The sequence below is a fragment of the Aquabacterium sp. genome, assembly GCF_050725395.1.
In the GTDB taxonomy this organism is placed as follows: Bacteria; Pseudomonadota; Gammaproteobacteria; order Burkholderiales; family Burkholderiaceae_C; genus Aquabacterium.
On the sequence record NZ_JBOHHL010000036.1, the window covers coordinates 35,216 to 47,205 of the forward strand.

At 64.9% G+C, this 11,990-nt stretch carries 11 protein-coding genes; 6 read left to right on the plus strand and 5 right to left on the minus strand.

Annotated features, from left to right (window positions below; genetic code table 11):
* Window positions 1–21: 21 nt before the first annotated feature.
* Together plsY and ACREB4_RS17885 are read left to right on the plus strand one after the other, a co-directional pair.
* Window positions 22–654, plus strand: coding sequence for a glycerol-3-phosphate 1-O-acyltransferase PlsY (gene plsY, locus ACREB4_RS17880; protein ID WP_431589596.1), 633 nt, complete (start codon window positions 22–24; stop codon window positions 652–654).
* A complete protein-coding gene (locus ACREB4_RS17885; RefSeq protein WP_431589597.1) occupies window positions 651–1,097 on the plus strand; it encodes a glutaredoxin family protein in 447 nt (148 codons plus the stop codon). The genes plsY and ACREB4_RS17885 overlap by 4 nt, the downstream gene beginning before the upstream one ends.
* Here the strand turns inward: ACREB4_RS17885 and ACREB4_RS17890 are convergent.
* The 5 genes from ACREB4_RS17890 to ACREB4_RS17910 form a co-directional block, all read right to left on the minus strand.
* The gene (locus ACREB4_RS17890; RefSeq protein WP_431589598.1) at window positions 1,021–1,656 is read right to left on the minus strand and encodes an L-threonylcarbamoyladenylate synthase; all 636 of its coding nucleotides are present in this window, start codon (window positions 1,654–1,656) and stop codon (window positions 1,021–1,023) included. The genes ACREB4_RS17885 and ACREB4_RS17890 overlap by 77 nt on opposite strands.
* 11 nt (window positions 1,657–1,667) lie before the next feature.
* Complete coding sequence (locus ACREB4_RS17895) at window positions 1,668–2,525, minus strand: 3',5'-nucleoside bisphosphate phosphatase (RefSeq protein ID WP_431589599.1); 858 nt, start codon at window positions 2,523–2,525, stop codon at window positions 1,668–1,670.
* A 76-nt stretch (window positions 2,526–2,601) separates the two neighbouring features.
* The gene (locus ACREB4_RS17900; protein WP_431589600.1) at window positions 2,602–2,967 is read right to left on the minus strand and encodes a DUF1801 domain-containing protein; all 366 of its coding nucleotides are present in this window, start codon (window positions 2,965–2,967) and stop codon (window positions 2,602–2,604) included.
* Window positions 2,968–3,193: 226 nt separating this feature from the next.
* Window positions 3,194–3,763, minus strand: coding sequence for a dCTP deaminase (gene dcd / locus ACREB4_RS17905; RefSeq protein ID WP_431589601.1), 570 nt, complete (start codon window positions 3,761–3,763; stop codon window positions 3,194–3,196).
* Window positions 3,764–3,826: 63 nt separating this feature from the next.
* Window positions 3,827–5,563 carry a protein kinase domain-containing protein gene (locus ACREB4_RS17910; protein WP_431589602.1) on the minus strand — a complete coding sequence of 579 codons (1,737 nt, stop codon included), beginning with the start codon at window positions 5,561–5,563 and terminating at the stop codon, window positions 3,827–3,829.
* A 305-nt stretch (window positions 5,564–5,868) separates the two neighbouring features.
* On the opposite strand from ACREB4_RS17910, the gene ACREB4_RS17915 reads away from it, so the two are divergent.
* From ACREB4_RS17915 to ACREB4_RS17930, 4 genes are all read left to right on the plus strand, one after another.
* Window positions 5,869–6,609, plus strand: a complete 741-nt coding sequence (locus ACREB4_RS17915; protein WP_431589603.1) for a type IV pili methyl-accepting chemotaxis transducer N-terminal domain-containing protein — start codon at window positions 5,869–5,871, stop codon at window positions 6,607–6,609.
* A 78-nt stretch (window positions 6,610–6,687) separates the two neighbouring features.
* Window positions 6,688–9,543: a molybdopterin-dependent oxidoreductase gene (locus ACREB4_RS17920; RefSeq protein WP_431589604.1), complete on the plus strand. Its 2,856-nt coding sequence runs from the start codon at window positions 6,688–6,690 to the stop codon at window positions 9,541–9,543.
* Window positions 9,544–9,591: 48 nt separating this feature from the next.
* Complete coding sequence (gene ybiB, locus ACREB4_RS17925) at window positions 9,592–10,527, plus strand: DNA-binding protein YbiB (RefSeq protein ID WP_431589605.1); 936 nt, start codon at window positions 9,592–9,594, stop codon at window positions 10,525–10,527.
* 146 nt (window positions 10,528–10,673) lie between these two features.
* The coding region (locus tag ACREB4_RS17930; RefSeq protein WP_431589606.1) for a TonB-dependent receptor plug domain-containing protein at window positions 10,674–11,990 on the plus strand (1,317 nt) is incomplete at its 3' end.

Sequence of the window (11,990 nt, forward strand, 5' to 3'; positions counted from 1 at the left end):
TGTCGATGCCGCACAGAATTCATGGATTCGCTCGCTACTGATCCCAGGCTGACCACCGCGGTGGCCGCCGTGCTGTCCTACCTCGTGGGATCCCTGTCATTCGCCGTGATCGTGAGCCGCCTGTTCGGTCTCAACGATCCACGCACCTACGGCTCGGGCAACCCGGGCGCCACGAATGTGCTGCGGTCGGGCCACAAGGGCGCGGCCGTGCTCACCCTGGTATTCGACGCCTTGAAAGGCTATGTGCCGGTGTTCATCGCACACCGCCTGGGCCTGGGCCAAACCGCCGTGACCTTGATTGGCCTGGCCGCCTTCCTGGGTCACCTGTGGCCGGTCTTCTTCCGCTTCGAAGGGGGCAAGGGTGTGGCCACGGCCGCGGGCGTGCTGCTGGCCTTCGAACCGTCCCTGGGCGGCCTGGTGCTGGGCGTCTGGCTGCTGATGGCGATCGTGTTCCGCTACTCGTCCCTGGCGGCGCTGACCGCCTCGCTGGCCGCCCCGGTCATCCAGTGGCAACTGATGGGCGCTGGCGCGATGACGGTGGGCGTGGCGATCATGAGCGTGCTGTTGATCTGGCGGCATGCCGCCAACATCAAGAAACTGCTGGCCGGGCAAGAAAGCAAGCTGGGCCAGAAGGCCGCGCCTCCGCCGCCATGAACGCCAAGGCCTCCCAACGGCGTCAATGGTGGGTGCTGGCTGGCATCGTGGTGCTGGCCTTGGGAGGCAGCAAACTGGTGTCCTGGTGGGGCCAGGAACGCACCGCGGCCTTGGTTCGGCAGCATGTCCGGCCAGGCGACATCACCATGTACACCACCGAAAGCTGCCCGTACTGCGTCAAGGCCCGGGACTGGCTGAAAAGTCACCAGGTACCTTGGCTGGAATGCGATGTCGAGCGCAACGCCGAATGCCGGCAAGCCTATGAGGCACAAGGGGCGCCAGGCACGCCGCTGATGCACGTCAAGGGCCGTTGGGGACTGGGCTTCAATGCCGAATGGTTGAGCCGGGCCATCGAGATGCCCCCGCTCAACCCGCCGAAGACAGCCCCACCCTGGCCAGATCGCCCCGCCCCTGCCGCACCAGCACCGCTTCGCCAGAACTGAGGTCGATCACCGTGGTGGGCTCCAACGGACAGGCGCCTGAGTCGATCACCGCTTGCACCTGTTTCTGCAGGCGTTCTCGGATCTCGCCCGCATCGTTGAGGGCCAGCTCGTCGCCCGGCATGATCAGGGTCGTGCCCAGCAAAGGCTGACCCAGGATCTCCAACAAGGCCTGGGCCACGGTGTGCTCCGGCACCCGCAAACCCACCGTGCGTCGAGAGGGGTGGGACACGCGCCGCGGCACCTCCTTGGTGGCTTCCAGGATGTAGGTGTAGGGCCCGGGCGTGCCCTGCTTGAGCAGCCGGTACTGCCGGTTGTCCACGCGCGCATAGTTGGCCAACTCGGACAGGTCGCGGCACAGCAGGGTCAGGTGGTGGCGCTCGTCCACCGCGCGGATGCGGCGCAAAGCCGTCACCGCATCTTTGTCATCGAGGCGGCAAACCAAGGCGTAGCTGGAATCCGTGGGCAAGGCCACCACCCCGCCTTTTTGGAGGATGTCGGCAGCCTGCTTGAGCAAGCGCATTTGCGGATGCTCCGGATGGACTTCGAAGTATTGAGCCATCGCGCGCCCTTTCAGGGCTGGAAGATGCGGTGCTCCAGGGCCTGCCACACTGGCGTCAAACGGCCAGGCAGATCGGGCAGCGTGCCCAGGTCGGTGTGGCTTTCGGCGGGATCGTGGAAGTCGGAGCCACGGGAGGCCAGGAGGTCGAACTCAATCGCCATGTCGGCGTACTTGGCGTATTCAGGCACGGTGTGGCTGCCCGTGACGACCTCCACGCCGCGCCCGCCATGGGCCTTGAACTCGGTGAACAAGGCAAATTCTTCGTTGGGGGTGAAACCGTAGCGACCGGGGTGGGCGATGACGGCCTCGCCGCCAGCTTCTGTGATCCAGCGGATGGCATCCGACAGCTTGGCCCAGCGGTGCTCCACGTAGCCAGGCTTGCCTTCAGTCAGGTAACGACGGAATACCTCTTGCGGATCAGCACAGACGCCGATCTCGACCAGGTAGCGGGCGAAATGCGTGCGCGAGATCAGATCGGGATTGCCGACATAGCGCAAGGCACCGTCGAAGGCATCGGGGATACCGACCTTGGCCAGCCCTTCGGCCATGTCACGCGCGCGACGTTCACGGCCACCACGGGTCTCCACCAGCCCTTGCTGCAAGGTGGGATGGTCGGGATCGAATCCCAGTCCAACGATGTGGACGGTCTTGTGCGCAAAGGTGACCGAAATTTCCGAACCGGTGAGGTAAGCCAGGCCCTGGGCATTGGCCGCGGCCCTGGCCCGGTGCTGGCCGCCGACTTCGTCATGGTCGGTCAATGCCCACAGCTCTACCCCGTTGCGCTTGGCCCGTTCAGCCAGGGCTTCCGGGGTCAATGTGCCATCGGACACATTGGAATGACAATGAAGATCGGCGTTGAGCAAATGCATGGATGTCCGCAGAGTGGCTCCCATTTTACGAACCCCCGCCGATGCAAACCATGCGGGATTGCAATAACCACAACGGCTACCGGCCCCAGGCGCGCAAACAAGCCTGGGTCAGCTCGCGCACCAGTTGCGCATTGACGGGGATGCGGTAGCGCGTCTTGATGTGGCGCATGCCACGACCGGCTCCTTCGAGCTCGGGAAACTCGCCCATCAGCAAGACGCCATTGAAGACCTGCAGGTGGGCATTGGCCTTGTGCAACACGATGGCCATGACGTTGTCACGATCGTTGACGAAACAAAGATTGCCCCATTTCACTTCCTGGCGAAGGTGCGGCGCGGCCTCCAGGATGGCCTGCTGCATGGCTTGCGCGGTGTCACGTTGTTCTGGGCGAAGGCTGTCGAAAAACGCGCTGATCAAAGCGGGGGACTGGAGCGGACGGCGCATGGGGGCAAAGGCCTGATAAATGGAGACAACATGTGGCATGGACGCACATCCACCCCCTTTCGAAAGCCGACGAACAGCTTCGCGTGGATGTAAAGCACGGACACCTCTGGATCTGGTGCTCTGCGTGCAAACGCACTCAAAGCCGATTGCATTCAATTGTAACTGGTCGTAATCAGTTGTCGCATCCTCTGGATGGGGGACATGACTGAATGTCGGCAATAGTGCTTCAAGTTTTAGGAAGGGTTACCCCCGTTTGGCCCTGGTATTTGCCTCCCCTGTCACGGTAACTGGTTTCGCATACTTCATCGCTTTCGAAAAACAGCACCTGGGCGCAACCTTCGCCCGCGTAAATCTTGGCAGGCAGCGGCGTGGTATTGCTGAATTCAAGCGTGACGTAGCCTTCCCACTCAGGCTCGAAGGGCGTGACGTTGACGATGATGCCGCAACGGGCATACGTGCTTTTGCCAAGGCAAATGGTCAACACGCTGCGCGGAATGCGGAAATATTCCACGGTGCGCGCCAAGGCAAAACTGTTCGGCGGAATGATGCAGGAATCGCCTTTGAAATCCACGAAACTGCGTTCGTCGAAATTCTTGGGATCGACCACCGTTGAATGGATGTTGGTGAAGATTTTGAATTCGTTGGCACAACGGATGTCGTACCCGTAACTGCTGGTGCCATAACTGACGATGCGCTCGCCGTCGGCCGACGCGCGAACCTGACCGGGTTCGAAGGGCTCGATCATGCCGTGCTCTTCGGCCATGCGGCGGATCCAGCGGTCTGACTTGATGCTCATGGGGATGATCTCCTGCTCTCAACTAGCGCGATTGTCACTGATTGCGCGAAAGCCTCGCCCTGGTCAACCCCGTGGCAGGAAGCTCAGCCAGTAAATCAGCAACAGGTTGAAGAGCACGGACACCCCCAGGGCGATCTTCCAGAGCACCAAGGGATCGCGGGCCATGAGCGGCGTGGCCTGCCGCGCGGACAGGGGCCGGGAAGCCCCACGCTCCAGCGCCAGCAACAGTTCCTCGGCGGTTTCGAAACGCTGCTTCTGCTCGCGCGCCACGGCCTTGAGCACGATGTGGTCCAGCCAGATCGGCACATCCGGACGAATGCGTGAAGGCGCCACCGGGTCGCGGCGGTAACGGGCGGTCTGGTAGGGCTCGATGTCGCCGTAGGGCAGGCGGCCGGTGAGCCATTGGTAAAGCGTCACGCCCAGGGCGAACAGGTCGCTTTGGGGCGTGACCTGGGATTCGGCGGGATCCTGGCTCCATTGCTCGGGGTTCATGTAGCTGGGAGTGCCGGCGTGCAATTCGCGCAGGGCCTTGGGCTCCTTGCCGGACAAGGCCACGCCCAGGTCCAAGACCCGCCACAGGCCGTCGTCGCCCAGGTGCACGTTGTCGGGCTTGATGTCGCGGTGGATGACGCCGTGCTGGTGCAAGCGGCCGAGCGAACGCGCCACCGTGGTCGCGCCTTCAATGATGTCGAGGACATTGAAGCGCTGCTTGTTGTCGAGCATCGTGGCCAGGGTGGCCCCCGAATGCCATTCGAACAAAGTATAGAAAGCCGTGGGCTGCTCGGGCTCGAACACCTTGACCCAGCCGCGCGCGTCCCGCTCGGTCACGCGGGCGCCCAACCAGGCCTCGTGGGCCAGCATGGCCCGTTCTTCAGGATCGCTGGCGCGTGCTTCGTGCAGCGTTTTGAGGGCCATGACCCGGCCATGGCGCTCATCCAGCACGCGGTACAGGCGGTGCACACCATTGCTGAAGACGTCGGCCTGCACGCGCAATCCGTCCAGCAGATCGCCTTCCTTCAAACGCGGCGGCACCGGCAGCAGGCGCCCTCGGCGCTCGGCGTCTTCCAGCAATGCGGCGGCCAGGCCTTTGATGCGGATGACCAGCGCCGTGGCGTTGTCGCGCCCTCCACCGTTGACCGCCCTGGACACCAACGCGTCGCTGGCCTCCTGGGCCGTGCCCTGCTCCGACAGGGCGCGCAATTGCTTGGCTTTCAGCGCGCCATGCACACCGTCGGTGGTGAGCACGAAGGTGTCGCCGATCTGCAGATCGCCTTCGATGTAGTCCACGCGCACACCGTCGTCCAGTCCGACAGCACGCGTCAATCCATTCTGGAACTCAAGCGGTCCCAGGGTATGGTCTTGTGTCAACTGCGTGCATTCGCCGGCCCGGATCAGGTAGGCACGGCTGTCGCCCACGTGGCCCAGGGTGAAGCCATGGCCCCGCAGCACCAGGGCGGTCAAAGTCGTCATGGCAGCCGTGCCTTTGCCTGCGTCTGTCTTGACACCCTGGCGACGGCGGTTGTGGTCGACCAGCCAAGCATTCTGAGCACCGATGACCCGGTCCAGGGCCACCGTCGTGTCCCATGTGGCGGGCGTGGCGTAGTAGTCGGCGACCAGGCCGAGCACCGTGGTCTGGGCGGCCTCCAGCCCACGTCCTCCGCTGGACACGCCATCGGCGATGGCGGCGATCACGCCCCATGCCTCATCTTGGGGCGCCGGCTTGGCGGTGGCGGCGAAATCTTCCAGCCCTTCTCGCGGCCCACGGTGCGTGGACTGTCCCACCTCGATGTCGAAGCTCATTGTGTTTGTCTCATTTCATCAGGGCAAGCCTGTCCAATGCACCAATGAGGCACACATCGCCCGCCTTTTCCGCGTTGTTTGCAAGATTCACGCCCGCCATCGGTGCGTGACCGGCATTCCCGTGCAGGGGCCCATGCTGGTGCGCACCAAAAAAAGATGGCCTTGATATTGCTTCTGAATGCGGACAAGCAGTGCGTTCATTGATTCAGGAAGTCAGAAGTATGTTGTGCCAGTTCCCCGTGTCCCGTCGTGCGTGCCTGAAGATGGCTTTGCGAGGCGGGTTGGCAATTGGTTTAAGCGCAGGGATGTTGGTGCCGGCCCAGGCCGAGATCAGCAGCTTGAACGAGGCGATCAACAAGGCAGGACGCCAGCGCATGTTGTCCCAGCGCATGGCCAAGGCCTGGTTGGCGATGGGGCAAGGCATCGATGCCGCGCAAGCGGAGAAGATCTTGCTAGAGTCGATGTCCCTGTTCGACCGGCAGTTCGTGGAGCTCAAGGCCTATGCCCCGTCGCCCGAAATCCGAAACACCTACTTGGCCATGGAGCCCCTGTGGAGCGATTACAAAAGCGCCCTGATCGGCAAGACCCCCGAGCGCGGATCAGCCCCCGACTTGTTGGCCCTGGACGCCAAGGTGTTGAAGCTGGCGCACCAGGGCACCACGCAGCTGGAGCACTACTCGGGGCGCGCCGTTGGCAAACTGGTCAACATGGCCGGGCGGCAACGCATGCTGTCCCAGCGCTCGGCCAAGTTCTACCTGAGCCAGAACTGGGGCGTGCCCGTGCCCAATGCCCTCCAGGAACTCAAGCAGGCCCGCACCGAATTCGTCACCGCCTTGCAGACCTTGATGAGCGCGCCGCAAGCCACCGAGGCCATCCAGCAGCAACTGGGCCTGGCCGAACAGCAATGGGTGTTCTTCGACCACGCCTTGTCCCGCCTGGGCGAAGGCAGCGGCGGCGTTCGCCGGGCGCGGGATGTTTTTTCGACCAGTGAACAGATTTTGCAGATCATGGACCGGGTGACGGGGCTTTACAGCCGGCTGACCTGACCGACCCCAAAAAGAAAAGCCGCCCTTGCCTGCAAGAGGTGGCTTCCCGCTGAGAAGATCCTAGAAAGTTGAACGACCATGAGTGTTGACACGAGCACCGCCGGTGCCACCACCCAGACACGCGCGACCTGCCCTTATTGCGGCACGGGCTGTGGTGTGTTGATCGAATCCGTGCAAGGCAAGATCATCAATGTGCAGGGCGACCCCACGCACCCTGCCAACTTCGGCCGCCTGTGCACCAAGGGCAGCACCCTGCACCTGACCGCGGCCAGTTCCGTTCAGCAACAGACCCGACTGCTGACGCCCATGCGACGCGACGCGCGGGGCTCGGCGCCCGGTGCCATCACCTGGGACGCGGCCATGGACGAGGCGGCGGACCGCCTGGCCAGCATCATCCGCGAGCATGGCCCGGAAGCCGTCGGCTTTTATGGCTCGGGGCAGTTGCTGACCGAAGACTATTACGTCATGAACAAGCTGGTCAAAGGCTTGATCGGCACCAACAACGTCGACACCAACTCGCGCCTGTGCATGAGCAGTGCGGTCGCCGGCTACAAGGCCACGCTGGGCTCCGACGCGCCCCCTTCTTGCTACGACGATTTCCAGCACGCACAGACGCTGTTCATCGTCGGGGCCAACACGGCCTACGCCCATCCCATCCTGTTCCGCCGCATCGAAGATGCCAAGCGTGCCAATCCGGCGATGCGCATGATCGTGGCCGACCCGCGCAAGACCGAGACGGCCGAGATGGCCGACCTCTTCCTGCCCATCCTGCCGGGCACCGACGTGGCCCTGTTCCACGGCATGCTGCACATCATGCTGAACGAAGGCCTGGCAGACCTGGGCTACGTCGCGCGCCACACGCAAGGCTTTGACGCTTTGCAACTCATCGTGCGTGACTTCACGCCCGAGGTCGTCGCCCGGACCTGCGGCATCAAGGTCGCCGACCTGCTCCAGGCCGCGCGCTGGTTTGGCGACTCGACCGCCACCTTGTCGCTGTACTGCCAAGGCCTGAACCAGAGCAGCCGCGGCACCGATAAAAACGCCGCCCTCATCAATCTGCACCTGGCCACCGGCCAGATCGGCAAGGCGGGCGCGGGCCCCTTCTCGCTGACCGGCCAGCCCAATGCCATGGGCGGACGTGAAGTGGGCGGCATGGCCAACCTGCTCAGCGCGCACCGCGACCTGGGCAATGCCGAACACCGCGCCGAGGTGGCCCGGCTGTGGGGCGTGCCCGATGTGCCCGCCAAGCCAGGCAAGACCGCCGTCGAGATGTTCGAAGCCGCAGCCAGGGGCGAGATCAAGGCGCTGTGGATCGCTTGCACCAACCCGGCCCAGTCGCTGCCCAACCAGGCCCTGGTGCGCCAGGCGCTCGAGAAAGCCGAGTTCGTGGTGGTGCAGGAGGCCTTTGCCACCACCGCCACCTGCGCCTATGCCGACCTGCTCCTGCCCGCCACCACCTGGGGCGAAAAGGAAGGCACGGTCACCAACAGCGAGCGGCGCATCAGCCGTGTTCGCTCGGCCATCCCCGCCGCGGGCGAAGCACGCCACGACTGGGCCATCTTCGCCGACCTGGGTCGCCGGCTGGAAGCCCGCCTGCCCGAGCGCCGCAAGGTTTACCGCGAGGGCATGACCACCCTGTTCGCCTACGACAGCCCCGAGTCCATCTGGAACGAACACCGCGAGTCCACCCGCGGGCGCGACCTGGACATCACCGGCCTGAGCTACCAGATCCTGGAAACGGCCGGACCTCAGCAATGGCCCATGCCGGATGGCGCGCCTCAAGGCAAGGTGCGTTTGTACGAAGATGGCCTCTACCCCACTGCCAGTGGTCGCGCCAGCTTCGCGGCCGTGGTCTATGAGCCCGTGTCCGAGGCCCTCGACACCCAATTCGACCACGCCTTGAACACCGGCCGCCTGCGCGACCAATGGCACGGCATGAGCCGCACTGGCACGCTGGGCCGCCTGTTCGGCCACGTCAGCGAACCCGCCATCGACCTGAACCCTGAGGACATGGCCCGGTTGGCCCTGGCGGACGGCGACCTGGTCCAGGTCAGTTCACGCCGAGGCACGGTCGTCATCTCCGCCATGGCCAGCGAAGGCATCGCCCCCAAGCAAGCGTTCATCGCCATGCATTGGGGCGAGGAATACCTCAGCGGCACCGATGCCCAGGGCCATGCGATGACCGGCGTGAATGCCCTCACCGTGCCGGCGTTTTGCCCCAAGTCCAAGCAACCCGAGCTCAAGCACGCGGCGGTCAGCATCGGCAAGGCCGAGCTGCCCTGGCGCCTGCTGGCGGTGGCCTGGCTGCCCGAAGCACAGGCGCTGGCGGTGCGCGAAGCCCTCAAGCCGCTGATGTCGGCCTTCGCTTTCACCAGTTGCGTGCCCTTTGGCCGCGAAGGCCAGGCCAAGGGCCAGCAAGCAGGCAAGGTAGGCGTGCTGTTCCGCGCGGCGGCGCTGGAGCCCGCCGACGACGGGCTCGTTCAACAGATCGAGTCGCTGCTCGGCATCGAGGGCGTCGAAGTGCTGCGTTACCAGGATCGCCAGCGCGGCCAACGCCGCGCGATGCGCATGGCCCGCACCGACAGTGGCTTGAAGCTGGAAGCTTTCCTGTTGGCGGGCGACATCAGCGCCGAGGCCTGGATCCGCCCCTTGCTGCAGGAAGAGTTGGCCGCCGATGTGTATGGGCGCGCCCTGCTCTCGCCAGGCAGCAAGCCACCGGTGGCCGTGGCCAGCAAGGGCCGGCAAGTCTGCACCTGCTTCAACGTGACCGAGCCGGCCATCGTGGAAGCCTTGGGGCACTGCCAGGGCAACACCGATGAACGGCTGGCCGGTTTGCAAGGCGAGCTGAAATGCGGCACCAACTGTGGATCCTGCATCCCCGAGTTGCGCAAGTTGATCAAGCTGCATCCCCTGCCCGTGGCCACGCCTTCCTGAGCCCGCGATAATCGCGGCTTTCAGGACCAGCCATTCACGGCCAACAGCATGAGCATCAGCGCATACATCAAGGTCATCGGCCGGGGCAAGGACGGCGCCCGGCCCTTGACGGCCGAGCAGTCCCACGACCTGATGACCCAGGTGCTGGGCGGCCAAGTCACCGACCTGGAAGTGGGGGCCTTCTGCCTGGCCATGCGCATCAAGGGCGAAGAGGTGAACGAGCTTGACGGCTTCGTGCGCGCCACCCTCGCTCACTGCCTGCCCTTGCCCGCGGCGCCTTCGGGCGTGGTGGTCCTGCCCTCGTACAACGGCGCGCGCAAGCTGCCCAACCTGACCCCACTGTTGGCCTTGCAGTTGGCCCGACAGGGCGTGGCCGTGCTGGTGCACGGCCCACGGCACGACCCCACGCGCGTGACGACCTTCCAGGTGTTCGAGGCCCTGGGGCTGCCCATCGCCCAAGATGCCGAACAGGTCCAAGAGGCCTGGCAGGCGGGCCGCCCGGCCTTCATGGACATCGCCACGCTCTGCCCTCCCCTGGCCCGCCTGCTGGACGTGCGCTGGACCATCGGGCTGCGCAATCCCGGCCACACCGTGGCCAAGTTGCTGGACCCGATCGTGACCACGGATGGGGTCCGCACCATGCGGGTGGTCAACCACACCCACCCTGAATACGCGCTGTCCCTGAACGCCTACCTGAAGCACGCCTCGGCCAATGCCTTGCTGATGCGCGGAACCGAGGGCGAGCCGGTGGCCGACCCACGCCGACAGCCACGTTTCGAAGTCTTCATCAACGGCCTTCGCCACGAAGGCCTGTCGCGAGCCCCGGTCGATGGCGTGCTCACCGAGCTGCCCGAACTCCCCGATGGTTTCGCGGCCGACACCACCGCCCGCTACATCGAATCACTGATGTCGGGACAGCAGCCCCTGCCCGCGGCCATCGCAGCACAGGTGAGTTGTCTGCGCCAGGCGCTGACGCAAAACTGAAAACCTCCGGCGGGAGGCTAAAATCACGACCTTGGATATCGGACAACCCAACGAGGGTTGCCGACCATGCTCCGTCCCGCCAAGCCCATGCATGATGGGGCGACGCCATCAATGACTCAAAAGCCTGCCTGTTCCAGCCGCTCCGGATGACGCCCGACACCCCTCAATCCTGGTCTCTGACGTTCATCGCCACCGCAGCGCTCCTGGCAACCTGTTCGCAGGTGGGGGTGGCCCACGCTCAGTCCAAAGCCGAGGCCGAAGCCCTGGCCGACCTGTCGCTCGAAGAGCTGATGCGGGTCGAGATCGTCTCGGCCAGCCGGCGCACCCAGGCGCTCGGCGACGTGCCCGATGCCGTGCACGTCATCACCCGGGACGACATCCTGCGCTCCGGCGTGCGTTCCCTGCCGGAAGCCTTGCGCATGGCACCGGGCGTGGACGTGGCGCAACTGTCGCCGTCGGGCTGGGCCGTGGGCGTGCGAGGCGAGGCGGGCCGTTTCTCGAACAAGCTCCAGGTGCTGGTCGATGGCCGCAGCGTGTTTTCGCCCCTTTACAGCGGCGTGCTCTGGGAAGCCGAGCGGGTGCCCCTCGAAGACATCGAACGCATCGAAGTCATCCGTGGTCCAGCGGGCGCCGTCTGGGGCACCAATGCCGTGAACGGCGTGATCAACATCATCACCCGCGACGCCGCACGGACCCAAGGCGACCTGGCCGTGGCCAGTGCGGGCAGCGACGGATCGCACCGCGTGCTGTTGCAGCACGGCACCGCCCTCGGGCGCGACAGCTGGCTGCGCCTGTACGGCCAGGCCGACCGCCAAGCCGACTCCATCGACACCCGGGGCAACCGGGCGCACAACAGTGCCCACGCCGAGACCGCCGGCCTGCGCTGGGACCAAACGCAAGGCAATGGCTCGCGGCTGTCGGTGCAAGGGCAGGTTTTGAAGTCCGTCAAGAATGGCGAACTGCCCTTGCCCGACTTCACCAGCCTGGCCCCGGCGCTCACCGTGCAAAGCATCGAGAAAGCCACGCTGATGGGCTCGCTCGACACCCCGCTGAGCGACGCTTCGGAACTGCATGTCCAAGCCTCCCTCCAGAACCAGCGCAGCGAACAGCAAGGTTACGTGACGCACCGATTCACCTCGGCCGACCTGGACGTGCAACACCGGTGGCACCCTTCGGATTCACGCCACGATGTGATCTGGGGAGCGGGCATGACCTGGTACCAAGACAGCACCGAAAGCATTCCGCTGGTCACGCTGGAACCGGCCAACCGCACACTGGTCAGCGGCCGCGTCTTCGCCCAGGACGAGTACGCCCTGCTGCCCAACCAGCTGTTGCTGACCTATGGTGCCCGGGTCGACCACGATCCCTACTCGGGCGCGCAGGCCGCGCCCAACGCCCGGCTGCTTTGGAAGATGAACGAGCAGTCGTCCACCTGGATCGCCGCATCGCGGGCCGTGGGGGGG

Excerpts from the sequence above, each read along its gene's own strand:
- ACREB4_RS17895 (WP_431589599.1), bottom strand. The coding sequence starts at position 2,525 with ATGCATTTGCTCAACGCCGATCTTCATTGTCATTCCAATGTGTCCGAT.
- ACREB4_RS17915 (WP_431589603.1), top strand. The coding sequence starts at position 5,869 with ATGTTGGTGCCGGCCCAGGCCGAGATCAGCAGCTTGAACGAGGCGATC.
- ACREB4_RS17910 (WP_431589602.1), bottom strand. The coding sequence starts at position 5,563 with ATGAGCTTCGACATCGAGGTGGGACAGTCCACGCACCGTGGGCCGCGA.
- dcd (WP_431589601.1), bottom strand. The coding sequence starts at position 3,763 with ATGAGCATCAAGTCAGACCGCTGGATCCGCCGCATGGCCGAAGAGCAC.
- ACREB4_RS17890 (WP_431589598.1), bottom strand. The coding sequence starts at position 1,656 with ATGGCTCAATACTTCGAAGTCCATCCGGAGCATCCGCAAATGCGCTTG.
- ACREB4_RS17920 (WP_431589604.1), top strand. The coding sequence starts at position 6,688 with ATGAGTGTTGACACGAGCACCGCCGGTGCCACCACCCAGACACGCGCG.
- ACREB4_RS17885 (WP_431589597.1), top strand. The coding sequence starts at position 651 with ATGAACGCCAAGGCCTCCCAACGGCGTCAATGGTGGGTGCTGGCTGGC.
- plsY (WP_431589596.1), top strand. The coding sequence starts at position 22 with ATGGATTCGCTCGCTACTGATCCCAGGCTGACCACCGCGGTGGCCGCC.
- ACREB4_RS17900 (WP_431589600.1), bottom strand. The coding sequence starts at position 2,967 with ATGCGCCGTCCGCTCCAGTCCCCCGCTTTGATCAGCGCGTTTTTCGAC.
- ybiB (WP_431589605.1), top strand. The coding sequence starts at position 9,592 with ATGAGCATCAGCGCATACATCAAGGTCATCGGCCGGGGCAAGGACGGC.